Genomic DNA, 24,368 nt, shown 5'->3' with positions numbered 1-24,368 from the left:
CTCGACCAGCCGCTGGTAGGCCTCGGTGACCACACCGCGGGAGACCCGCAGATCCGCGGCCAGCGCCCTGGTCGCGGGCAGCCTGCTGCCGACCGGCAGGCGGCCGTCGGAGATGGCGTGCCGCAACCGCGACGCCAGCCAGTCCGACCGGCGCCCCGGCGGTGCGTCCCCGATGTCCAGCTGCAGGAAGTCCGAGCCCTCGGCAGTCACCCGATCATTGTGTCATTCGGGCTCGTAGGCGAGGTTCGGCCGCAGCCACTGCTCCATAGTGGACAGTTCGAGGCCGCGGCGGGCGGCGTAGTCCTCGACCTGGTCCTTGCCCAGCCGTCCGACGGTGAAGTACCGCGAATCGGGGTGGGCGAAGATCAGCCCGCTGACACTCGCCGCCGGCGTCATCGCGAACGACTCGGTCAGGCCCATCCCGAGCCGGTCGGAATCGAGCAGTTCGAACAGCTCCTGCTTCTCGCTGTGATCCGGGCTCGCCGGGTAGCCCAGCGCCGGGCGGATGCCGCGGAACCGTTCGGCGTGCAGGTCCTCCAGCTTCGGATCGGCGTCCGGCTCGAACCAGTCCCGTCGCGCCTTGAGGTGGAGGTACTCGGCGAACGCCTCGGCGAGCCGGTCCGCGAGCGCCTTCACCATGATGGCGCGGTAGTCGTCTTGGTCCGCCTCGAATTCGGCCGCGAAGTCCTCGGCGCCGAGGATGGTGACCGCGAAGCCGCCGAGGTGATCGCCCGCGCCGGCCGGGGCGATGTAGTCCGCCAGGCAGCGGTTGGGCCGCGACAGCGGTTTCTTGGTCTGCTGACGCAGCATCGGGAACTTGACGCCCGACTCGAGGATGATGTCGTCACCCTCGGAGTGCGCGGGCCAGAACGCGTACGCGCCCTTCGCCTGGAACCGCTCTTCGGCGATGATCTGGTCCATCAGCGTGTTCGCGTCGTCGAACAGCTCCCTGGCGACCGGGTTGTTCAGGATCGCCGGGTACTTGCCCTTCAGCTCCCAGGCCAGGAACAGGAAGGTCCAGTCGATCATCTCGCGCAGTTCGGTGAGCGACGGCGAGACGTACCGGACACCGGTGAACGCGGGCGTCGGGATGTCGTCGAAGGAGACCTTCTCGGGGTTGGCCCTCGCCTGCTCGACCGTCAGCAACGGCGTCCGCTGCTTGTTCGCGTGCTGCACGCGCAGCTCTTCCTGGTCCTCGCGGTTCTTCTTGTCGAGGATTTCGGCGCGGTCGGCGTCGAGCAGGTCACCGACGACGCCGACGACGCGGGAGGCGTCGAGGACGTGCACGGTCGTGTGCTCGTACGCGGGCGCGATGCGGACCGCGGTGTGCTGGCGCGACGTGGTCGCACCGCCGATCAGCAGCGGCAGCTTCAGCCCGCGCCGCTCCATTTCGGCGGCGACGTTGACCATCTCGTCCAGCGAAGGAGTGATCAGACCCGAAAGCCCGATGGCGTCGGCGCCTTCGGAGACGGCGGTGTCCAGGATGACCGAAGCCGGGACCATCACACCGAGGTCGATCACCTCGTAGTTGTTGCAGCCCAGTACGACGCCGACGATGTTCTTGCCGATGTCGTGCACGTCGCCCTTGACCGTCGCCAGGACGACCTTTCCGTTGCCCTGGCGGGTTTCGATCCGGCCTTCGAGGCGCGCCTTCTCCTTCTCGGCCTCCATGAACGGTTCGAGGTAGGCCACCGACCGCTTCATCACGCGCGCGCTCTTGACCACCTGCGGCAGGAACATCTTGCCGGACCCGAACAGGTCGCCAACGATCTTCATGCCGTCCATCAGGGGGCCTTCGATGACCTCCAGCGGCTTCGGCAGCTTCTGGCGCGCTTCCTCGGTGTCCTCTTCGATGTAGTCGACGATGCCGTGCACCAGCGCGTGGCTGAGCCGTGCCTCGACCGTGTTGTCGCGCCAGGAGAGGTCGACCGTGCGCTGGGTTCCCTTGCCGCTGACCGTTTCCGCGAACGTGACCAGCCTGTCGGTGGCGTCCTCACGGCGGTCGAAGAGCACGTCCTCGACCAGCTCCAGCAGATCCTTGGGGATGTCCTCGTAGACCGCGAGCTGCCCGGCGTTGACGATGCCCATGTCCAGCCCGGCGCGCACCGCGTGCAGCAGGAAGGCCGAGTGCATCGCCTCGCGCACGACGTTGTTGCCGCGGAAGGAGAAGGAGAGATTCGAGATACCGCCGCTGATGTGCACGCCGGGGCAGCGTTCCTTGATCCGCGGCAGCGCGTCGATGAACGCCTTGGCGTACCCGTTGTGCTCGGAGATACCGGTCGCGACCGCGAGCACGTTCGGGTCGAAGATGATGTCCTCGGCGACGAAACCGGCTTGCTGCGTCAGAAGGTCGTACGCACGCCCGCAGATCTCGACCTTCCGGTCGGCGGTGTCGGCCTGGCCCTGTTCATCGAAGGCCATCACGACCACGCCCGCGCCGTAGTCGCGGATGCGCCGGGCCTGCTGGAGGAACTGCTCCTCACCCTCCTTGAGGCTGATGGAGTTGACGACTCCCTTGCCCTGCACGCATTTCAGCCCGGCCTCGAGCACCGTCCAGCGCGAGCTGTCGATCATGATCGGCAGCCGGGCGACCTCGGGTTCGGTGGCGATGAGGTTCAGGAACGTGGTCATCGCCTTTTCGCTGTCGAGCAGGTCGGCGTCCATGTTGACGTCCAGCAGGTTCGCCCCGCCGCGGACCTGTTCCAGCGCGACGTCGACGGCGGCCTGGTGGTCGTCGGCCTCGATCAGCTTGCGGAACTTGGCGGACCCGGTGACGTTGGTCCGCTCGCCGATCATGACGAACCCGGTGTCCTTGCCGATCTCGAACGGCTCGAGCCCGCTGAACCGCGTGTGCGGCTTCGGCGCCGGGACGTTCCGAGGGGTCATCCCGCGGACGGCGTCGGCGATCTCTTTGATGTGCGCGGGGGTCGTGCCGCAGCAGCCGCCGACGACGTTGACCATCCCGGCCGTGGCGAAGTCGCCGAGCAGCCCGCCGGTCTCCTCGGGCGTCTGGTCGTACCCGCCGAACGCGTTCGGCAGGCCGGCGTTGGGGTGACAGGCGGTGTACGTGCCCGCGAGACGAGAGAGTTCGGCGATGTGCGGGCGCATCTCCTCGGCGCCCAGCGAACAGTTGACGCCGACGAGCAGCGGATCCGCGTGCTCGATGGAGCTCCAGAACGCCTCGACCGTCTGCCCGGACAGCGTCCGGCCGCTCAGGTCGACGATCGTCACCGAGATCCACAGCGGAAGATGCGGTGCGACGTCGCGGGCGGCGGCGATCGCGGCCTTGCAGTTGAGCGTGTCGAAGATCGTCTCGATGAGCAGCAGGTCCACGCCGCCCTCGGCGAGCGCCTTGATCTGGTCGGCGTACGCGGCGTACACCTCGTCGAAGGTCACCGCGCGGAACGCCGGGTCCTCGACCTTGGGCGACAGCGACAACGTGACGTTCAGCGGCCCGACCGACCCGGCGACGAACTTCCCGCCCGCCGCGTCCGCCGCCTCGCGGGCGATCTGGGCGCCGCGGAGATTCATCTCGTACGCGAGGTGTTCGAGCCCGTAGTCCGCCTGGCCGATGGTGGTCGCGGTGAAGGTGTTCGTCGTGGTGATGTCCGCGCCGGCGTCCAGATACTGGCGGTGGATGTCGAGTACGACGTCGGGCCTCGTGATGTTCAGCAGGTCCGGGTCGCCGGTGATGTCACGGGGGTGGTCCTGGAACCGCTCGGTGCGGTAATCCTCCGGCTTGAGGCCGGCGTTCTGAAGCATCGACCCCCACGCCCCGTCAAGCACGACGATGCGCTCATCCAGCAGCTTTCGCAGGGCGGTCGTTTTCATCCAGCGCTCCTCCCATGTCGTGGGAGGCGCCCTTGCGGTGAAGTCCGGGGCCGAGCGTGGCGGACCCGGCGGTCCGTTGCAGCGCCTCTCGACCTTGGCGTCCAGACTACCGGATCAGGACAAGGGCACTTCGCCTGAATTGCTCAGCCGCTGGCCGGCGCGGGTTCGGCTTCCCGCACTGTGAGACGGGGCGGCGCGGGCACGGCCGCGAGCGAGGATGACATTCGTCGGATGTAGGCCAGACAGCCGAATCGTAAGAAATTCGGTAACAGGCGCCGGAGCGCGCCGATGTGATCATCGGACGGCTCGCGGGAGGGTGAGCCCGGCCGAAGCCGGAGGTTGGTACTGGGGGATGGGACTGCGTCCGATCGTTCGGGATCAGGGGCACGTTCGTTCGTCCAGTCGGCGTTTCGCTGACGCCACGTCTTCACGATTCACCCAAGATCTCGCAGCTCCACCACGCCTTCGTGGTGGAGCGCGGCGACGCTGCCCGAATTACCTTCACATTACGAAAAGGATTTCCATGCGCCTGAGACGGTCTGTCCGGAGATCTGCGGTTCTTTGCTCCGCCTTCACCATCCTGTTCAGTGGTGTGACCGCGGTGGCCGGGACACAGGTCGCGGCCGCCGAGACGATCACCTGCCGGGCGAACGCGGGTGTCTTCTACACGAAACCCGACACGGTGCTGCAGCTCGACCGGCACAACGAGCCCGAGACCGGCGCGAGGTCGTGGACCGGCAACGTGACGATCGGCAATACCTGGGCGGGCAAGACCCTGGCCGGTCCCGACGGCCGGATGTACTTGATCAATGACAACGGTGACGTCCTGCGTCAGCGGTGGCTGGCGACAGGCTGGGAGAACGGCGGGGTGGGCCAGATCATCGCCACTGGCTGGCGAGGCGTGACACATCCCTCTCAGCGCAACAGGATCACCGTCGATTCGCTGGGCGACATCTATTGGTCGCACGACGGCATCCTGGCCTGGCTCCGCTACGACGAGACCACCAAGGTGTGGACCGATCGGCTGATCGACACCGGTTGGGCGACCACCCGGTACGACATGATCGTCGGGGCCGGTGCCGGTGTCTTCTACGCGCGCACACCCGGCGGAGACCTCCACCGCTTCCATTACGACGCGAACAGCCAGCGCTGGATCGAGTACGCGAAGCTCGTCGGCGCCGGTGGCTGGCAGAACTTCTCCCAGATGGCGTCCGCGGGCGGCGACGTCCTCTACACGCTCGACAAGAACAACGGTCAGATCAAGTGGTACCGCTACCTCGGAGGCGGCACCTGGGCTCCCGGTCCGACGGTCATCGGCACCATCGGCGCGGATTGGCAGCTCTCCGTCACGACGGACGATTGCAAGCTCGTCAACACGGGGGTGCCCGCCCGCCCGTCGGTCCCAGTGCGGACGAACGCGCCCAGCATCGTGCTCGAAGGAGCGGGTGGCAGGCTTCAGCACTTCTACGTGGACGGATTCGGCAGGCTGATCCATGGCCGCCAGCGTTCCGACGACGTCACCGTGGTCGAGTTCACCGTCGTGCCCGGACATCAGGCGTACACCGGGACTCCCTCCGCGGTCCGGCTCGCCGACGACAGCTTGCGTGTCGTCGCACTCGGGCAGGACAGTGAAAGCCGCACCAGCACTCTGGCCGCGGGCACCACGACCTGGCCTGCCGTATCCGGGTTCGGTGGCTGGACGCCGGATGCCGCTTCGCTCGTTCAGCGGGCGGGTCTCGGCACCGCGTTCATGATCGACGACCTCGGCAAACTCTGGGCGCGCCCCCAGGATGGGGGGAGCAAGCAGTACCTGCCGTGGCGGGTGCTCCCGTCGTCCGGGCTCGCCGGCGATCTCACCGCCGTGGTGCAGGGTGACGGGATCGACCTCGTGGCGAGGACGACTGCCGGTGCCTACACCAAGGCCACTTATGCGAACGGCGCGCTCAGCGCTTGGACCGCTGTGTCGGGCAGCGGGGGGACCGGAAAACTGGCGGGGGCTCCGAACCCGGACAACTCGCTCGAAGCCTTCGTGACCCGGGCCGACGGAGCAGTGGTCACCCAGCGTGAGAAGGCCGACGGTTTCTCTGGCGGCTGGGTCCCCTTGGCAGGCCTCGTCGCGGCTGGACCGCCCGCCGCGACGGTGGATTCGGGCGGCATCGTGCACGTCGCTGTCCGGGCCAACGACGGCTACGTCTACACGACCGAGCAGAGTGCGCCCGGCAGCACGAACTACAAGGCCTGGCGTCAGCTGATCGATTCCCGGACGGGTGCGGCGTATCAGTCGGCCACCGACCCGGCCGTCACGAGCGTTTCAGGGGGCGGGGTGGTGGTGACGTTCCGGGACGTCGACGGCGTCACCTACGCCTATTCGCCCACCCCGGCGGCGGCCGCGGCGATGCGGTCGGCATCGGTTCCGGACGGCACGGCCTACCGTGGCGGACCGCTGCCCAGGCCGTCGTTCTGACGGCCCGGTGACGAGGCCCGGGTGCGGTCGGAGGAGATTCCGGCCGCACCCGGGCGAGACCGCCACCTTTCCATCCCTGCAGTGACTTCACTTCACGAGGACGGGTCTATCCATGTCTTTTTCGCACCGGGACAGCACACGGGGAACCGGTCTGCTGAGCAGGATCGGCCTGCTCGGCCTGACCGTCGCGCTCGTGGCCGGATTGCTCGGGCCCGCCACCCGGTACGGGGCGTCCGGCCTTTCCGACGCCGAGCTGCTCCAGCAGGCGATGGCGTTGTCGCCACGCCAAGAGCAGGGGGACGCGGCGTCCGGTGAGCCGGAGGCCGGCGGTCCGGCCAATGTCGCGGCAGCGAAGTCCTTGCAGGCGAAGTACCCGCCGATCCCCGCCGGTACGGAGAACGTCCGGGAGAATGCGGTCAAGGTCGAACCGGTCACCGCCCAGGTCCGGGGTTTCGACGAGAAGACCAGCAGGGAGCTGCCGGATCGGCGGACGGCGACGGATCGGACGTTCGCCAACGCCGACGGCACGCTGACCACGGAGTTCGGTGACGAGGCGATCAACTACCGTGCGCCGGACGGCACCTACCTGCCGATCGACACGGCGCTCGTCCCGCGCGAACGGAACGAAGGCTGGCGCAACGGCGGGGACAGCGTGGCGCTGAACTTCGCTTCGGCGGTGTCGGCGGACGGGTTGGTCGATGTTCGCATCGACGATGAACACCAGTTCGGTTTCGGCCTCTCGGACGCCGCGCGCCAGGGGGGCGCCGTGTCCGGCAGTCGCGTCGTCTACCCATCGGTGCGACCCGAATCGGACGTCAGGTTCGACGTCGTTCCCGGCGGGGTCAAGGAAACCCTCGTCCTCAAATCGGCGAACGCGCCGACGAGCTGGGAATTTCCTTTGCGTCTCAAGGGGCTTCGAGCGTCGCTGGCGGGCGGGGACGTCGTGCTGCTCGATGCGGAGGGCCGGGAAAGGGCCCGGATTCCGGCCGGCTTCATGGTCGATTCACGGACCGACCCCGAGACCGGCGAACAGACAAGATCCGAGGGCGTCACCTATCGGCTGCTGGAACGCGATGGCCGGACGGTGCTGCGAGTGGATCTCGACGCCACCTGGCTCCGGGATCCGGCGCGCAAGTTCCCGGTCGAGGTCGACCCCAGCGTCGACACGACGGTGTCGGACGGTGGCGCGGTCTTCCAGAGCGGTTCGCGGATCGATGGCGGGACGGAGCTCAAGGTCGGCACCAATGGCTCCTCCAAGGCCGCCAGCTATCTGTCGTTCGGAGGCGTTGAGAACCGTCTGCGCAACCACAAGATCCTCGGCGCGCAGCTGACGCTCAAGAGCAGCTGGTCGTGGTCCTGCCAGCCGAGGCCGGTCACCGTGCACGACGTCATCGCGCCCTGGAACACGTCGAGCGCTTTCCCCGGCCCCGCCTACGGCGCCGCTCTCGCGCAAGAGTCTTTCGCACACGGGTATATCGGTCTCTACCAACACGCTTCGAGCTGTCCGTCCGCGACCGAGCTGATCCCGCTCGGCGTCGCGGGGCGCGATCTGGTGCAGCGGTGGGTCACGGGCGCGCAGCCCAACTACGGCCTGTCTGTGCGCGCGTCCGAGACGGATCGCTTCGGATGGAAGAAGTTCACGGGTAACCGCACCGCCAATCCGCCCCGCCTGTTCGTCACCCATTCCGCATACGACGCCGAATACCGGGTCGATCGCGGGGTGCCCGAGCCGCCGGTGACGCGTGTGCAGAGCGGCAAGGTCAAGATCACCGTCACCAACCGCGGCGCGGATACCTGGACCGCCGCGAACTTCGCGCTCGGATATCGCGTGTTCACCAAGGCGGGTGCGCCGGTCGGCGCCATCGAAGCCGCTTCGTTGCCTCGCGACGTCCCCCGTGGCGATTCGGTCACCCTTGACGCGACCATCAAGGCGATCGATGTGGGCGACTACTTCTTCGACTTCAGCATGCTGCGCCGTGGCGGCGCTTGGTTCACGGACGAACAGATCCCGCCGACACGGCTGGCGATGACCGTTTTCGACGTCCCGCCGATCGTGAAGGCGCAATACCCGCCCAACGGTTTCTCTTCGCAGACCCTGACACCGCAGCTGTGGGTCGACGCCGTCGATGTCGACGCTCCGGTCTCGTCGGCCCTGAAGTACCGCTTCGAGGTGTGCGAAAAATACGTGCCGAAACCCGACGGCACGCTCACCGGTGTGTCCTGTGTGGACTCGGGCTACGTGACGAAGCGGACCTGGACGGTCCCGGTCGGTGGGCTGAGGTGGAGCAAGGACTATCAGTGGCGGGCCTTCGCCTTCGACGGGAACTCCGAGAGTCAGAAGCTCCCGCCGAGCCACCTGCTGACGGCGGTGCCGCAGCCGGAGATCACCTCGCATCTGTCCAACGCGCCCTACAGCGGCGCACAGCGTGACTTCGATCCGCAGACCGGGAACTACTTCACCAGCGCCATCGACGCGGCCCTGCAGGTGAAGGGGCCGGAGCTGACCGTCGGACGGACCTACAACAGCCTCGATCCCCGCAAGGATCTCCTCTTCGGGGCAGGGTGGTCGACGCGGTACGACATGAAGGTCGTCCCTGACGGCGACGGCTCCGGAAACGTGGTCGTCACCTATCCGGATGGCCAACAGGTCAGGTTCGGACGGAACCACGACGGTACGTTCGCGCCGCCATCCGGGCGGCAGGCGAACTTCCGTATCGAGGTCGAAGCCGCGGGCGGCGGCTGGGTGCTGACCGACAAATCGGCGACGTTGTACCGGTTCAGGCCGGACGGCAGGCTCATCGAGATCTACGACCACGCCGGCAACCACATCGAGCTCGATTACGGGACACCCGAACAACTTCGGCGAGCGATCAGCCGCACGAGCGACCGGATCCTGTACTTCGGCTGGACCGGAAGCCACGTCACGTCGGTCAGCACCGATCCGATCGACGGGAAGCAGCTCACCTGGAACTACACCTACGACGGCGATCGCCTCACCAAGGTCTGCGATCCCGACGGCGGCTGCACCGGTTACGACTACACGGCGGGTTCCCACTACCGGAGTTCCGTCGTGGACTCGCGGCCGTCGTCGTACTGGCGGTTGGGAGAGTCCGCGGGTACCACCGCGGCCAGTGAGAACGGGCTCAAGCTCGGCAAGGACAACGGGACCTACAAGGACGTCGTCCTGGGGCAGCCGGGTCCGTTGACCGATGGGGCGAACACGGCGGCTTCGTTCAACGGAACGTCCTCCGTGGTCACGTTGCCGGACGGAATGGTCCGCAAGAACCGTGATCTCGCGGTCGAACTGTGGTTCAAGACCACGACGGGTGGACCGCTCTTCGGGTACCAGAAGGCGCCGATCAGCGGCACGCCGTCCGGTGCCGTGCCGGTGCTTTACGTCGGCACCGACGGAAAGTTGCGCGGGCAGTTCTGGAACGGCGCGGCCGCGCCGATCACCTCGGCTACGGCGGTGAACGACGACCGCTGGCATCACGTCGTGCTCTCCGGCTCGCTCGCCACTCAGACCTTGTACCTCGACGGGCAGAAGGCCGGTTCGGTCCAGGGCGAGATCTCGCATGACGACGTCGTCTACAACCAGATCGGCGCGGCCTACACGGTTCCGCCGTCCGCCTGGCCGGCCTGGGGCACCGACGCACGCCGCTTTTTCTCCGGCCAGATCGACGAAGTCGCCTTCTACGAGTACCCGGTCGGGCCGACGACCGCCGCGGCCCACTACCAAGCGCGTACGGGTGCGAGCTACCTCTCCAAGATCACTTTGCCCACGGGCAGGGTGGCCGCCCAGCTGAGCTACGACGCCGCGGCGGACCGGCTCTCCGAGGTCGTCGACCGGGACGGCGGACGCTGGCGCCTCGGCCGCCCTGTCGTCACCGGGACCGAGACCAACCTGATCCGGACCACTCAGGTGGCGGATCCGGCGAACCGGTTGCACTTCTACGACTACGACCCGGTTCGCGGCCGCATCCTCCGCTACGTCGCCCCGCTGGGCCAGGGGCTCCGGCAGGAGGACAAGCGGGATTCCGGCGGAAAGCCGTTGCCGCCGGACCCCGTTCCCTGTGATCCGAGTGCGCCGCCGACACCGGGCGACCCCTCGTATTGCGGTGGACCGGTAGGCGGTGACGGAACCTGGGTCGGTGGACCCGTCAACGGTCAAGGGGTTCGCACCTACGACTACGACGAAAAGGGATTCCAGACCACCATCGGCGACGAGCTCGGCAACGTCCTGGTGCTCACCAACGACGAGCGTGGCAACGTCGTCTCGAGGAAGACCTGCCGGGTGGCGCCTGGGGACTGCCAGACCGCCTACTACAGCTACTACCTGAACTCGGCGGACGTCACGGACCCGCGCAACGACAAGCTTCTGACCTCCAGGGACGCGCGTTCCGCGGGCAGCTCGGATGCGACCTTCGCGACGAACTACGCGTACACGGACCTGGGTGTTCGTGGGTTGCTGACGACCGAAACCAACGCCGCCGGTGAGGTCACGCGGCACGAATACGCGAATGGGTCAGAGGCGGCGGTGGGCGGGGGCAACGTTCCCGCGGGCTCGCTGCTCAAGACCACGGATCCGCGCGGCGGAGTGACGGCCTACTCGTACTTCCGCAACGGCGATCTGGCGAAGGTCGTCGACCCGGCGGGGCTGAGCACGTCCTACACCTACGACGTCCTCGGTCGCAAGAAGACCGAAACCGTGGTCAGCGACGCGGATCCGAGTGGATCGACGACCACATACGCCTACGACGCACGCTCGAAGCCGGTCTCCGTGACCGGGCCGGGGGTGACGAATCCGATCACCGGTGTGACGCACACCGCGCAGACACTGACCGCCTATGACGCAGACGGCAGCGTCATCCGTACTGAGAACAAGGACCTGACCGGCGGGGATCCCAGCAGGGTCACGACGTTCGGCTACGACGCCTTCGGCAGGCAGAACCAGGTGACCGACCCTGAGGGTGGGACGACCCACTTCGGATACGACCACTTCGGCAACAAGATGTGGATGGTCGACCCCGCTGGAAACAAGTACGAGTACGGGTACACGGCGCGCAACGCGCTCGCCGAGGTCCGGTTGCGGTCCTGGCACGGCCAGGCGACGGACCCGGGTGGCGAAGGCGGCGACACCGACGGAGAGGGCGACACGTCCTCTGCGCCGACTTTGGTTCTCGCCTCTTACGGCTATGACCTGGCCGGGCGGAGAGTCCGCGAGACCGACTCGATGGGCCGCACCACCCGATACCAGTACTTCGGCGACGGGAAGCCCTGGAAGGTGATCGCGCACAACGTGAGCGATCCGTTCAACCCCAGCGCGCCCAAGCGTGACATCACCCTGCAGGAGTTCGGCTACGACGCCGCGGGGCAGAAGACCAAGCTCGTGGAGCCCGGCGGCCGGGTCACCACGTACGAATACGACGCCGCGGGAAGAGGCGTCGCCAAGACGGTCGACCCGACCGGCCTCGCCAACCGGATCGCCTGGACCTACGGATCGGGCGGCGACGTCGAAAAGGTCGTCCACACCGGACAGAGTTCGAACAGCACGAGACTGGACCTGGGGAACCAGGAGACGACCGAGTTCCGCTACGACGTGGCGGGCCGCCAGACCAGCACATCGGTGACGAAGAGCCTGACCGAGAAGCTCACCACCACCGTCGCCTACGACCAACGCGGCTCGGTCACCTCGGTCACGGCACCGCGGGGGAATGTCTCCGGTGCGGACGCGGCAAGGTTCACCACCAACCTGGTCTACGACAAGGTGGGGCGGTTGTCCGTCACCACGCTCGCCCCGGTTTCCGCGGAGACCGCGGGTTCTGCGGCCGCCACGACGCGTCCGCAGAGCACCTCGGGCTACAACACCTTCGGCGAGGTGACCGAGAGCCGGGATCCGAACGGCAACGTCGTGACGAATTCGTACGACCGGCTCGGCCGGATGATCCAGGCGACGTCGGCGGATTACCGCAAGCCGGGAGACTCCTCCGCGGCCAAGGCGGTCTCGAAACGGCAGTACGACGCCTCGGGCAATCTGCTGGCGCAGACCGATCCTCTCGGCGCCGTCACCCGGTACCGCTATGACCAGCTGAACCGGCCGGTGGAGCGGATCGACCCGGATCCTGAGGCGGGCGACCGCCCTGGTGGCGTCTGGAAGTACGGCTACACGACCGAAGGGGAAATGCTTTCTGCGACGGACCCCACACTGTCACGGGTCGAGGCGACCTACGACGACCTGGGCCGTCAGGTCACGGCGACGCGTTTGGAACGCCGCCCCGACCCCGCCGCTTTCGTCACGAAGCTGCGGTACGACGACTCCGGCAACCTCCGGTCGGTGACTTCCCCGACCGGAGAGCTCACCGCTTACGAGTACGACGTGCTCGGTCAGCGGATCAAGGCGACCGACCCTGCCGGAGTGGTGTCGCGACACGGCTACGACCTCGCGGGACGACAGGTCCGGGAGTCCGACGGGCACGGCCGCACCGAGTACGTGAGTTACGACCAGGTAGGCCGTGCGACGGGCGTCTACAGCCTTTCGCCGGAAGAGCGGATCCTGCGCAAGACGGCGGCGGCTTACGACGCTGACGGCAACCAGGTGTCCGTGTCCGACGCTCTCGGCCGCACGACCCGTTTCGAATACGACAGCCGGGGCATGCTCGTCAAGCAGCAGGAACCGGTCTCCGAATCGGCGACCATCACGACGAGCTTCGGATACGACGCCGCCGGGAACCGGACGCGAATCACGGATGGCCGGGGTAACGCGACCTACCAGACGTACAACTCGCTGGGACTGCCGGAATCGGTCATCGAGCCCGCGACACAGGCGCATCCCGCGGCGGCGGATCGCACGTGGACGACGTCCTACGACCTGGGCGGCAGACCGGCCTCGGTCCGGGCACCGGGTGACGTCGTCCGGCGACCCGTGTTCGACACGCTCGGCAGGCTGAAGTCCGAGACCGCGACGGGTGCCGAACAAGCGACGACGGAACGCAAGCAGCGGTTCGACCTGGCAGGAAGGTTGCTGGGCGTCGACACGCCCGGTGGGGAAAAGACGTTCACCTACAACGATCGTGGCGGTCTGCTCACCAGCACCGGGCCGACGGCCGGCACGTCGACGTACGGCTACGACGACAGCGGACGGCTGGCCAAGCGGGTCGACGGTGCCGGAACCGCGGTCTTCACCTACGCGAAGGGGCGGCTCGATACCCAGCAGGACGGCCTGACCGGCGTCAAGCAGACGATCGGATACGACGACGCGGGGAAGGTGGCGAGCCTCGACTACGGCTCGGGGCGCCTGCGGACGTACGGCTATGACGATTTCGGCCGTCAATCCAAGGACGAGCTGAAGGGCGCGGACGGCAAGTCCGTGGCGTCGCTGACCTACGGCTACGACCTCAACGACCGGCTGACAGCGAAGAAGACGGTCGGCGTCGCGGGCGCCGCCGAGAACACCTACGCCTACGACCACGCCGGCCGCTTGAAGTCGTGGAGCGCCGGCGGAACGACCGTCGGCTACGGCTGGGACGACTCGGGTAACAGGATCAAGGCCGGAGACCAGACGTCGACTTTCGACGAGCGGAACCGTCAGCTGACCCAGGGCGCCGAAGGCTTCTCGTGGAGCCCGCGGGGAACTCTGGTCTCGCGAACCGGTCCGGCCGGAACCGTCCAATCCGGATTCGACGGCTTCGACCGTGCGGTCAAACAGGGCGGTGTCAGCTACGAATACGACGGCCTCGACCGCACTTCGTCGCGAAACGGTGCGGCGATGTCCTACGACGGGTTGAGCCTCGACCTGGTCTCGGACGGCTCGTCGGCCTTCGCCCGCGGGGCCGGTGACGGCGTGCTGGCCCAGCGCTCGCCGGACGGCACTGCGCAGCTCACGCTGACCGACCAGCACTCGGACGTCGTCGGCATGCTCGACGCGTCCGCGGGAGTCCTGACCGGCTCGGCGACCTTCGACCCGTTCGGCGGGAAGACCGCGTCCAACGGTGTCTCGAGCGCACTGGGTTTCCAGTCGGACTACACGGATCCGAGCACCGGTTCGGTCGACATGGGGGCGCGGTGGTACTCACCGGGTTCGGGGACCTTCAACGCACGGGACAGCATTTCCCTGCCGGTCACTCCTTCGGTGGGAGCGAACCGCTATACGTACGGGAACGCCAGTTCGCTCAATGGAATCGACCCGGACGGTCACCGTGTGGTCGCTCCCGCGCCCCCGGCTCCGGCTCCGGTAGCAGCGCCGCCGGCCTACAACCCCTGGAAGGGAGCGGGCCGGCTCGCGTCCCGGCTCGGCGGATGGATCGGCAATGCCTACAACTTCTTATGGGACGTGCCGCCCGCTGGGCCAACTTGCGGTGAATTCGCGGACGCGGCCGGCAATCGTTGTGCCAGCACGCCTCGCGAGACGTGGCGGGCATACTGTGGCTTTGGCTTCCGGAACTGTTATGCCGGAAGTGGCCGCCTTGGCTATTGGGTGGACACCCGGAGTGACAGGGCTTGGAATCCTTCGTGGAGGAGCGGAAGCAACCCCCCTGGCCCGGGCCCTGGCCCAGGTCCTGGCCCTGGTCCTCGGCCCCCGAAGTGGGTCGCTCCCCCGCCTCCGCCCCCGCCGCCCGGTCTCTTGGCGCGGATCAACCAGAAGAGGAAGGCGGAGCGGGTCGCCGACCCGATCCCAGACGCTGCGAAGAACCCCTTTGTGAGCGGGCCGCAGATCTCGTCGTCGCCGAACGTGGCGGCGAACGTGGTCGCCGGAGTCCTCGACAACGTTCAGGATCTGGTGTCGATCTACGACGGCTTCCTCAAGGAGGTCCTGGACCCGAAGAACCCGGTGGTCAAAACCGTCGACGCGCCGATCCCGTCGCCGCTCCTGCCTTCGCAGGTGTCGGCTTGGGACAACTGCGGCGGTGGCGTTGTCCGGGACGACTTCAACGGTGGTACCTCACGGACGGCGTTCGCCTGCGAGGACTCCGAAACGTCAGCTGAAACGGAGGTGATGTCAAGGCGAACGGCGAACACAGGGCCGTTCGCTGAGCTTGAGGTCCCGATGCAGAAGCGGGCTGTCATACGGGCCGCGAAAGCGGGTGGTATCGACCTCGGTGGGGTGTCTTTCAAGATCGATCGCAGCTTAGACCTCATGGGCAGAAATGTATTCGGGCACACTTCTCCCGATGGGAAGATCTTGCTCTTTCCGGACGCATTTCGCTCGATGGAGGATCTCATTAAAACGATCGGACACGAACGAACCCACGTGATGCAGTTCCGGCTTTATGGAGAACATACGGACAGATCTGATTGGGAAAACTCTGCGTATGCTGCTGAAGAGCAGTTCTGGGTCTACTATAAGAACCGAGGGAGGTTCTGATGTCGCGCAGACATGACTGGATGCGGGTGATGGCGTCGATCATCGACGAGAATCTCGGTCAGATGGGTAGGCATCCGTGCCCTCGCTGTGGCCAGTATCAGTTGGAGTTCAGATATCTCGGCTACCCCGAAACCAGGTATGCGACGATCTACTTCTGGTGCAATGCTTGCTTGCACGGAATCCAGGTCTCTCGGGCCAGAGCTCCTGAAGGAGTTCCGGTTCACTCGATAAAGGATCCGGCCGAATCGAAGGCTATTCCCGACTTCGTGCGGTGTGAAAGTTGATCAGTGGCGGTTGAGCTTGTGTGCATCGAAGCAGGCGACACGCGATGCACACAAGCTCTTGAGATTCAGAAACCGACGGTCGCCTTCTGGATCTTCACCGGCTTCGCGGGCAACCCGTCCTGCGGGCCGTTCGGATCGGTCGGGATGATGCCGTTCGCCACGATCCGGTCCAGCACCTCCATACCCCGCACGACCTTGCCCATCACCGAGTAGTTCTTCGGGATGTTCGCGAACGAGTGCACGACGAAGAATTCGCTGCCGTTGGTGCCGGGGCCCTGGTTGCCCATGGCGATGGTGCCGCGTTCGTAGGTCTCGGTGCCGTCGACCTCGTCCGGGAACTTGTAGCCCGGACCGCCCTTCTCGGCTTCGTAGATGTCGCCGCACTGAAGGACGCCGAGGCGCGACGAGTTCGTCAGGCGCCAGCACTGGCTGTGGTCGTAGAAGCGCTGCAGCGCAAGGCTCGCCAGGTTGTGGACGGCGCACGGAGCGGCACCGGCGCGGTTCAGCCGGACGGTCACCGGGCCGTAGTTGAAGCGGAAGGTGACGTCGACGGTGCCGCGGGTCAGCGCGAAGGGGAGCGGGCGCAGCACCGGGCGGGCCGCCGGGTTTTCGGGCGTCGGCGTGAACTCGCAGCGCACGATCGGCAACGACGCCGGAGACGCGGGCGCGGCGGTGGCCACGCCGGGCAGCAGGACGGCGGCGAGAGCGGAAACGACAGCGGTGACACCCCAGCGCAGCTTCATGAGGGGGAACCTAACTCAAAAGGGTGGTCGTCGGGTAGCGGTTCACGCGGGTCGCGCACGCTGGGTGGCTGTGGCCGTTAGAACACGCACATGCTCACGACGACCCTCGCGATTCTCCTGCTCTTGCTCCCACCCACCGAGATCCGTCCGGACCAGGTCGAACACACCGCCCTGCCCTGCGTCCGGACGGGCGCGTCGACCGACGACGGAGACGCCGCCAAAAGCCTCAACCAGCAGCTCGCCACCAAGATGCGCGGCTACATGAACCCGTACAACACCTCGTGCGCCAGAGTGATCGTCGAGACCGTCCAGAGACAGGGGCTCAACGATCGCGCGGCGGCCATCGCGATCGCCACGGTGATCGTCGAGTCGAGCATCGCCAACCTCGACGGCGGCCTCGGCGACTCGGTCGGGCTCTTCCAGCAGCGCGCGAGCTGGGGGAGTTTCGAGCAGCGGACCGACCCGGTCTGGGCGACCGGCAGGTTCCTCGCCGTGATGCGGCAGTTCTACCCGAACGACTCCTGGAACAACGTCGCCATCGGGGACGTCGCCGCGGCGGTCCAGCGGCCGGCGGCCAAGTACCGGCATCGCTACGGGATCGAGGCCGGCGACGCGGTCAAGATCGTCAACGAGCTGTGGGCCCAGAACGGCAAGTGGCCCCCGTCCTCGAAGGAGAACGGGGGCCGATGAGCCGTGCAGAAGCTACTTGCGCCAGGCCGTGCGCTGCTTGCGGATGTCCAGCACGAGGCCGAACACGAGCAGCAGGGACAGGCCGATCAGCCACAGGTTCTCGGTCCAGCCGTGGTGGTTGCCGTACAGCATCACCAGCAGGATGATCGCGCTCAGCCAGCCCGCGATCCGCGTCGCCTTCGGGAAGGAACCGTGCCAGCCCCACTCGGCCGACGGCTCGTCGCGGGGGTCAACGGTGTCGACGCCCACCCGGCCGCGCTTTTCGACCGCCTTGCTCGCCACGATCAACTCCTCAAAACCCGATGGTTCGCTTGCCCGCGAATGATCCCACACCTGGCTGCACGCGCCCGACGGGCCCCAAGCGACAATGAGCCCCGATGACTACCTCGCGAAGTGTGCTCGTGCTCGGTTCGACCGGATCGGTCGGCGCCCAGGCCCTCGACGTCGCGGCCCGTAACCCGGAGCTGTTCCGGGTCGCCGGGATCGCCGCGGGCGGCTCCGACCCCGCCGCGCTGGCCGCGCAGGCCCTGGCGCACCAGGTCGACGCCGTGGCGATCAGCAGGCCGACGGCCGTGGAAGACCTGCAGCTCGCGCTGTACGCCGAGGCGCAGAAGCGCGGCTACAACCGCGGCGACTTCAAGCTCCCGCGCATCTTCGCCGGGGCCGACGCGGTCGTCGAGATGATCGACGCCACCCCGGTCGACGTCGTGCTCAACGCGCTTCCGGGCTCACAGGGGCTCCCGCCGACCCTGCGCGCGCTCGCCACCGGCGCCACGCTCGCGCTGGCCAACAAGGAGTCGCTGATCGCGGGCGGCCCTCTGGTCCTGGCCGCGGCCAAACCCGGCCAGCTGGTCCCGGTCGATTCCGAGCACTCCGCGATCGCGCAGGCCCTGCGCGCCGGTCGGGAGTCCGAGGTCGCCCGGCTCGTGCTCACCGCTTCGGGCGGGCCGTTCCGCGGCCGCAAACGCGAGGAATTGGCGGACGTCACAGTCGAACAGGCGATGGCGCATCCGACCTGGTCGATGGGCCCGCTCATCACGATCAACTCGTCCACCTTGGTCAACAAGGGGCTGGAGCTGATCGAGGCGAAGCTCCTGTTCGACATCGAGACCGACCGCATCGACGTGGTCGTCCACCCGCAGTCGATCATCCACTCGATGGTGACCTTCGTCGACGGCTCGACGATCGCCCAGGCCAGCCCCCCTGACATGCGGCTGCCGATCGCGCTGGCCCTGCACTGGCCGGACCGCGTCCCCGGCGCCGCGGCCGCGTGCGTCTGGGACAAGCCCGCGAGCTGGACCTTCGAGCCGCTGGACAACGAAGCGTTCCCCGCCGTCGAGCTGGCGAGGCACGCCGGGACGGTCGGGGGCTGCATTCCGGCGGTGTACAACGCGGCGAACGAGGAACTGGTGGCCGCCTTCCTGGCACAGAACACCGGCTTCACCTCGATTGTGGACACTATTGCCCAGGTGGTGGAAGCCGCCGACGAATGGCGTCGCGAACCTCGCGACGTGGATGACGTACTTGCTGCCGAGCGCTGGGCTCGCGCGCGTGCCGGTGCGCTGATCGGTAAGGGGAAGTAGCGCGTGGTCTTCATTCTCGGGATCGTGCTGTTCGCGCTGGGCATCTGCCTGTCCGTCGCGCTGCACGAAGCCGGCCACATGTGGGCGGCCAAGGCCTTCGGCATGAAGGTCCGGCGCTACTTCATCGGCTTCGGGCCGACGATCTTCTCCTTCCGTCGCGGCGAGACCGAATACGGCGTGAAGTGGATCCCGCTCGGCGGGTTCTGCGACATCGCGGGCATGACCGCGCTCGACGAGGTGACCCCGGAAGAGTCGAAGCGCGCGATGTGGCGCTTCAAGACCTGGAAGCGCACCGTCGTCATGTCGGCGGGCTCGGCGATGCACTTCATCCTCGGGTTCGTCATTCTCTACCTGATGGCCGTCACCATGGGCCTGCCGAATCCGGCCGCGCAGGCCGCCCCCACCGAGGCCGTGATCAGCGCCACGTCGTGCGCCCGCGCGGCCACCACCGTGGAGCAGCTGAACGACACGGCCTGCCCGCCTGACGCCCCGACCCCCGCGAAGACCGCCGGCCTCCAGGCGGGCGACAAGGTCGTCTCCGTCGCGGGCAAGCCGATCAAGACCTGGCGCGAAATGCTCGCCGCCGTCCAGGTCGCCAGTGGCCCGACGCCGTTCGTGGTCGAACGGAACGGGCAGCGGCTGAACCTGACCGTCGACGTGCCGCGGGTGCAGCGGCTGGTCGCCGACGGTTCCAACAACACCACGGTCAAGGACGTCGGCATGATCGGCGCCTCGCCGATCCAGAACACCGCGCCGCCGATGCTGAGCTACGGCCCCGTTGACGCGGTCGGGGCGACGTTCTCTTTTACCGGCACGATGTTCTCCGAGACCGCCAAACGGCTGATCGAGTTCCCCTCGCGGATCCCCGCGGTGGTGGATTCCATCTTCGGCGGCGAGCGCGATCCGAACACCCCGGTCAGTGTCGTCGGCGCCAGCCGCATCGGTGGCGAGGCCGCCGAGCGCGGTCTGTGGGAGATCTTCGTGCTCCTGCTGGCGAGCCTGAACTTCTTCATCGGCGTGTTCAACCTGCTGCCGCTGCTCCCGCTCGACGGCGGGCATATCGCGGTCGTCTGGTTCGAGCGGGTCCGGGACTGGTTCCGGAAACTGCGGGGCAAGGGGCCGGGTGGTCCGGTCGACTACACGAAGCTGTCCGCGGTCACGATGGTGCTCGTCTTCATCGGCGGCGCGGTGACTCTGCTCACCGTCACCGCCGACATCGTGAACCCGGTCAAGCTGTTCCAGTGACGCGGGAGGGTGGTTACGGAGCGCGCTGTCAACACCGTTGGGCTGCCCAGGTAATGCTGCTCACCGTGACGGCTGACGTCGTGTATGTCCGCCGATCGGGGTAGGTACGCTTGAAGGCGTGACTGTCGCTCTAGGTATGCCAGCGCTTCCTCCTCCCGTCCTCTCCGAGCGTCGCAAGACCCGACAGCTGCAGGTCGGGCCGGTCGGCGTCGGTAGCGAGCACCCGATTTCGGTGCAGTCGATGACCACCACCCTCACCTCCGACGTCAACGCGACCCTGCAGCAGATCGCCGAGCTGACCGCTGCGGGCTGTGACATCGTGCGCGTCGCGTGCCCGTCGGCGGACGACGCCGAGGCGCTGCCCGCGATCGCGCGGAAGTCGCAGATCCCGGTGATCGCCGACATCCACTTCCAGCCGAAGTACGTCTTCGCCGCGATCGAGGCGGGCTGCGCGGCGGTCCGGGTGAACCCGGGCAACATCCGCAAGTTCGACGACCAGGTCAAGGAGATCGCGCGGGCCGCGAAGGACCACGGCACCCCGATCCGGATCGGCGTCAACGCGGGTTCGCTGGACAAGCGGATCATGGACAAGTACGGCAAGGCGACCCCGGAGGCGCTGGCCGAGTCGGCGCTGTGGGAGGCGTCGCTGTTCGCCGAGCACGACTTCTACGACGTGAAGATCTCCGTGAAGCACAACGACCCGGTGGTCATGGTGCGCGCGTACGAGATCCTCGCCGAGCAGTGCGACTACCCGCTGCACCTCGGCGTCACCGAGGCGGGCCCGGCGTTCCAGGGCACCATCAAGTCGGCCGTGGCCTTCGGCGCGCTGCTGCGCCAGGGCATCGGCGACACCATCCGCGTTTCGCTGTCCGCGCCGCCGGTGGAAGAGGTCAAGGTCGGGATCCAGATCCTGCAGTCGCTGAACCTCAAGGAGCGCAAGCTCGAGATCGTGTCCTGCCCCTCGTGCGGCCGCGCGCAGGTGGACGTCTACACGCTGGCCGAGCAGGTGACCGCCGGGCTGGAGGGCATGGAGGTCCCGCTGCGCGTCGCGGTCATGGGCTGTGTCGTCAACGGCCCCGGCGAGGCGCGCGAGGCGGACCTGGGCGTCGCTTCGGGCAACGGCAAGGGCCAGATCTTCGTCAAGGGCGAGGTCATCAAGACCGTGCCCGAGCACGCGATCGTCGAGACGCTGATCGAAGAGGCCATGCGGATCGCCGAGGAGTCGGGCCAGACGATCGGCGAGGGAGAGCCCACCGTCACCGTCGGCTGAGTGGTCGAGACCATGCTAGGAACGGTCCTTTCCTCGCAAATTTTGCCAGGAAAGGACCGTTCATGGCGCTTGATGGCCCCGACCTGCCGAAGTTCTCTCAGCGTGTCGTGAAGCTTGCGTTCCGTTTACGCCGCCGATCTGGCACCCTGGAGTGGTGTTGCGGCTTGCAGGTGCACGGCTGCTCGATGATCGGGACTATCCCGCGGTCCGTGCCGCGCTCGCCACAGACCCGGTCGGCAGCTGCATGGTGAGTGCCAGGGTGGAGACCGCGGGTCTCGACCCCTGGCGGCTCGGTGGTGAGCTCTGGGCCGCGGATTCCCGCCCCGTTCGCGCGGGCAGGCTCCAGGGGCTGTGCTTCTCCGGGCCGAACTTGATCCCCTTGCGCGGCAACGCCTCCGCTTTGCGTTCCTTCGCCGATCGCGCCCTGCGGCGTCAGCGGACCTGTTCTTCACTGGTCGGCCCGGCCGAGCAGGTGCTGGGGCTCTGGGACGAACTCGAGCCGGAATGGGGCCCCGCCCGCGAAGTCCGGCACGACCAGCCGCTGCTGGCGCTCGACGGCATCCCGACCGTCGCCGCCGATCCGCTGGTCCGCGCGGTCCGCCCGGAGGAACTCGACCGGTATCTCCCGGCCGCGATCGCCATGTTCGTCGAGGAGGTCGGCGTCGACCCCCGCACCGGTGACGGTGGCGCCGGGTATCGCGCCCGCGTCGCGGAGCTGATCGCCGGCGGCCGGGCGTTCGCGCGGTTCGAGGACGGCGAGGTCGTCTTCAAGGCCGAGATCGGCGCGATGTCCTCGACGGTCGGCCAGATCCAGGGCGTCTGGGTGCATCCGGAACGCCGCGGCGGCGGGATCGGCACGGCCGGGACGGCGTCGGTGGTGACCAGGCTCGTCCGCGGGATGGGCCGCACGGCGAGCCTGTATGTCAACGCCTACAACAGCCCGGCACTCGCCGCCTACCGCAAGATCGGCTTCCAGCAGGTCGGCCAGTACGCGACGGTTCTGTTTTAGAGGACACGGCCAGGCCGTGTCGCGTCCGGCCGCATCGGGCCGGGGCTGGCAGGATTCGAGGCATGCCTGCAGGTCGTCGTGTCGCCGTCGTCGTGCTCGCGGGGGTGGTGGGTCTCTCGGCCGCCGGGTGCGGCCTCTTCGCCGACTCCGGTCCTGAAGACGCCATCTCGGGCTTCCTCGGCGGACTCTCCTCCGGTGACGTCGTCACCGCGGCCTCCTTCACCGATTCGCCGGAGGCCGCGCGAGCGTCGCTGGAGATGGCTCGGAAAGCGCTTTCCCCCGAGTCGATCACCATCGTGGACAAGCAGGTCAAGCACGCGTCCGGGGCGGACAACGGGACGGCGACCTATCAGCTCACCTGGAAGCTGCCGCGCGGCCGGAACTGGACGTACAAGGCCGACGCGCAGGTCCATTCCACGCAGGACGGCTGGAAGGTGCGCTGGTTGCCGACGGCGCTCCATCCGCAGCTGGCCGCGCAGCAGAGCATCGCGCTGAAGGCCGATCCGCCGGATCTCGCGCCGGTGCTGGACCGCGACGGGATGCCGTTGCTGCGCCCGCAGACGGTCGTCAGCGTGGTGCTCGACCCGGCGAAGGCCGGCGATCTGGTGGCCGTCACCGACAAACTCGGCGCGGCGCTCAACCGGTTCGAGGCGTCGGTGACCGGCCAGTCGATCCGCGACGGGGTGAAGACGCTCAAACCCGGCTCCGGCTATCCGGTGGTGAGCCTGCGGGCGAACAGCTACCAAGAGGTGAAACCCGAGATCTACGACCTGCCCGGCGTCCGGTTCAGTCAGCAGGAAAGGCTCCTGCCCGACGACAAGAACTTCGGCAAACAGGTGCTGCCGGCGGTCCGGTCGCTCGTGGAGGACCAGGTGGAGGGCTCCGCGGGTTGGCGCGTCGTCACGCTCGACACGGGCGGTGGCGAGATCATCGACCTGCACTCCGAGAACCCCAAGCCCGCGCCCGCGGTCGTCAGCACGCTCAGCGTGAAGGCGCAGGGGTCGGCGGAGCGGGCGCTCGCCCCGGTCCCGACGGCCTCCGCGCTGGTCGCGATCCAGCCGTCGACCGGCGAACTGCTGGCGGTCGCGCAGAACGCCCCGGCCGACACACAGGGAGCGATCTCGCTCACCGGCCGGTTCCCGCCGGGTTCCACGTTCAAGATGGCCACCGCCGTCGCGGGGCTGACCGCGGGTTCGGTGCGGGCGGACAGTCCCGTCGACTGTCCCGGCACGGCCACGTTCGAAAACCGGACGGTGCCGAACGAGGGCAAATTCGCGCTCGGCGTCGTCCCGCTGTCCACGGCGTTCGCCAAATCCTGCAACACGACGTTCGCGAAACTCGCGACCGATCTGCCGCCCGCCGCGCTGACCGACGCCGCGCGCGACCTCGGCGTCGGCGCCGACTTCGTGATCCCGGGCCTGACCACGATCACCGGTTCGGTCCCGCCGGCGAACACCGTCGCGCAGCGGGCGGAGAACGGGTTCGGGCAGGGGACCGTCGTGACGAGCCCGTTCGGGCTGGCTGTCGCCACCGCGACGGTCCAGTCCGGGAAGGTCCCGGTGCCGACGCTGGTGCGGGGGATGGCCACGACGTCGTCCGGGCTCGGCAAGCCGATCAAGCCCGAGGTGCTCGACGCCCTCCGCGGGATGATGCGCGAGGTCGTCACCGACGGCACGGCGACGCTGCTCAAGCCGTTGGCGGACGTCCGGGGCAAGACCGGGACGGCGCAGTTCGGCGACGGCACGCATGCACACGGCTGGTTCGTCGGCTACACCGGTGACCTGGCCTTCGCGGTGCTGACGACCGACGCGGGGACGTCCAGGCCCGCGGTCGAGGCCGCCCAGCGCTTCCTGGCGGGGCTCGGTTAGCCGTCAGGTCGTAGGCTGGG

General features: G+C 67.7%; 11 protein-coding genes and 1 pseudogene. 8 read left to right on the top strand and 4 right to left on the bottom strand.

What is annotated here, in order from left to right; translation table 11 throughout:
* Positions 1 to 18: 18 nt before the first annotated feature.
* Together DMH01_RS43625 and metH are read right to left on the bottom strand one after the other, a co-directional pair.
* Positions 19 to 210: pseudogene (locus DMH01_RS43625) on the bottom strand (GntR family transcriptional regulator); the annotation flags it as partial.
* 12 nt (positions 211 to 222) lie between these two features.
* A complete protein-coding gene (gene metH, locus DMH01_RS00475; RefSeq protein WP_125673150.1) occupies positions 223 to 3,831 on the bottom strand; it encodes a methionine synthase in 3,609 nt (1,202 codons plus the stop codon).
* 592 nt (positions 3,832 to 4,423) lie between these two features.
* On the opposite strand from metH, the gene DMH01_RS00470 reads away from it, so the two are divergent.
* Together DMH01_RS00470 and DMH01_RS00465 are read left to right on the top strand one after the other, a co-directional pair.
* The gene (locus DMH01_RS00470) at positions 4,424 to 6,295 is read left to right on the top strand and encodes a tachylectin-related carbohydrate-binding protein (RefSeq protein WP_158633175.1); all 1,872 of its coding nucleotides are present in this window, start codon (positions 4,424 to 4,426) and stop codon (positions 6,293 to 6,295) included.
* Positions 6,296 to 6,407: 112 nt separating this feature from the next.
* The gene (locus tag DMH01_RS00465; protein ID WP_125673148.1) at positions 6,408 to 15,656 is read left to right on the top strand and encodes a LamG-like jellyroll fold domain-containing protein; all 9,249 of its coding nucleotides are present in this window, start codon (positions 6,408 to 6,410) and stop codon (positions 15,654 to 15,656) included.
* A 349-nt stretch (positions 15,657 to 16,005) separates the two neighbouring features.
* Here DMH01_RS00465 and DMH01_RS00460 read toward each other — a convergent pair whose 3' ends face one another.
* Complete coding sequence (locus DMH01_RS00460) at positions 16,006 to 16,683, bottom strand: peptidylprolyl isomerase (RefSeq protein ID WP_125673147.1); 678 nt, start codon at positions 16,681 to 16,683, stop codon at positions 16,006 to 16,008.
* Positions 16,684 to 16,773: 90 nt separating this feature from the next.
* On the opposite strand from DMH01_RS00460, the gene DMH01_RS00455 reads away from it, so the two are divergent.
* Positions 16,774 to 17,373, top strand: coding sequence for a hypothetical protein (locus DMH01_RS00455; RefSeq protein ID WP_125673146.1), 600 nt, complete (start codon positions 16,774 to 16,776; stop codon positions 17,371 to 17,373).
* Positions 17,374 to 17,385: 12 nt separating this feature from the next.
* Here the strand turns inward: DMH01_RS00455 and DMH01_RS00450 are convergent, their stop codons facing one another.
* A complete protein-coding gene (locus DMH01_RS00450; RefSeq protein WP_034311011.1) occupies positions 17,386 to 17,655 on the bottom strand; it encodes a DUF2631 domain-containing protein in 270 nt (89 codons plus the stop codon).
* A gap of 95 nt (positions 17,656 to 17,750) precedes the next feature.
* Here DMH01_RS00450 and dxr point away from each other — a divergent pair, with 95 nt between their 5' ends.
* From dxr to DMH01_RS00425, 5 genes are all read left to right on the top strand, one after another.
* Positions 17,751 to 18,956: a 1-deoxy-D-xylulose-5-phosphate reductoisomerase gene (gene dxr / locus DMH01_RS00445; RefSeq protein ID WP_125673145.1), complete on the top strand. Its 1,206-nt coding sequence runs from the start codon at positions 17,751 to 17,753 to the stop codon at positions 18,954 to 18,956.
* 3 nt (positions 18,957 to 18,959) lie between these two features.
* Positions 18,960 to 20,201, top strand: a complete 1,242-nt coding sequence (locus DMH01_RS00440) for an RIP metalloprotease (RefSeq protein WP_125673144.1) — start codon at positions 18,960 to 18,962, stop codon at positions 20,199 to 20,201.
* A gap of 118 nt (positions 20,202 to 20,319) precedes the next feature.
* A complete protein-coding gene (ispG, locus tag DMH01_RS00435) occupies positions 20,320 to 21,471 on the top strand; it encodes a flavodoxin-dependent (E)-4-hydroxy-3-methylbut-2-enyl-diphosphate synthase (RefSeq protein WP_076155264.1) in 1,152 nt (383 codons plus the stop codon).
* Between the two features lie 154 nt (positions 21,472 to 21,625).
* Positions 21,626 to 22,480 carry a GNAT family N-acetyltransferase gene (locus tag DMH01_RS00430; protein WP_125673143.1) on the top strand — a complete coding sequence of 285 codons (855 nt, stop codon included), beginning with the start codon at positions 21,626 to 21,628 and terminating at the stop codon, positions 22,478 to 22,480.
* Positions 22,481 to 22,542: 62 nt separating this feature from the next.
* Complete coding sequence (locus DMH01_RS00425) at positions 22,543 to 24,348, top strand: penicillin-binding transpeptidase domain-containing protein (protein ID WP_125673142.1); 1,806 nt, start codon at positions 22,543 to 22,545, stop codon at positions 24,346 to 24,348.
* The last annotated feature ends 20 nt before the right edge of the window (positions 24,349 to 24,368 follow it).

It is taken from the genome of Amycolatopsis sp. WAC 04182 (assembly GCF_003947465.1).
GTDB lineage: Bacteria > Actinomycetota > Actinomycetes > Mycobacteriales > Pseudonocardiaceae > Amycolatopsis.
This window is presented reverse-complemented; position numbering and strand designations above follow the sequence as displayed.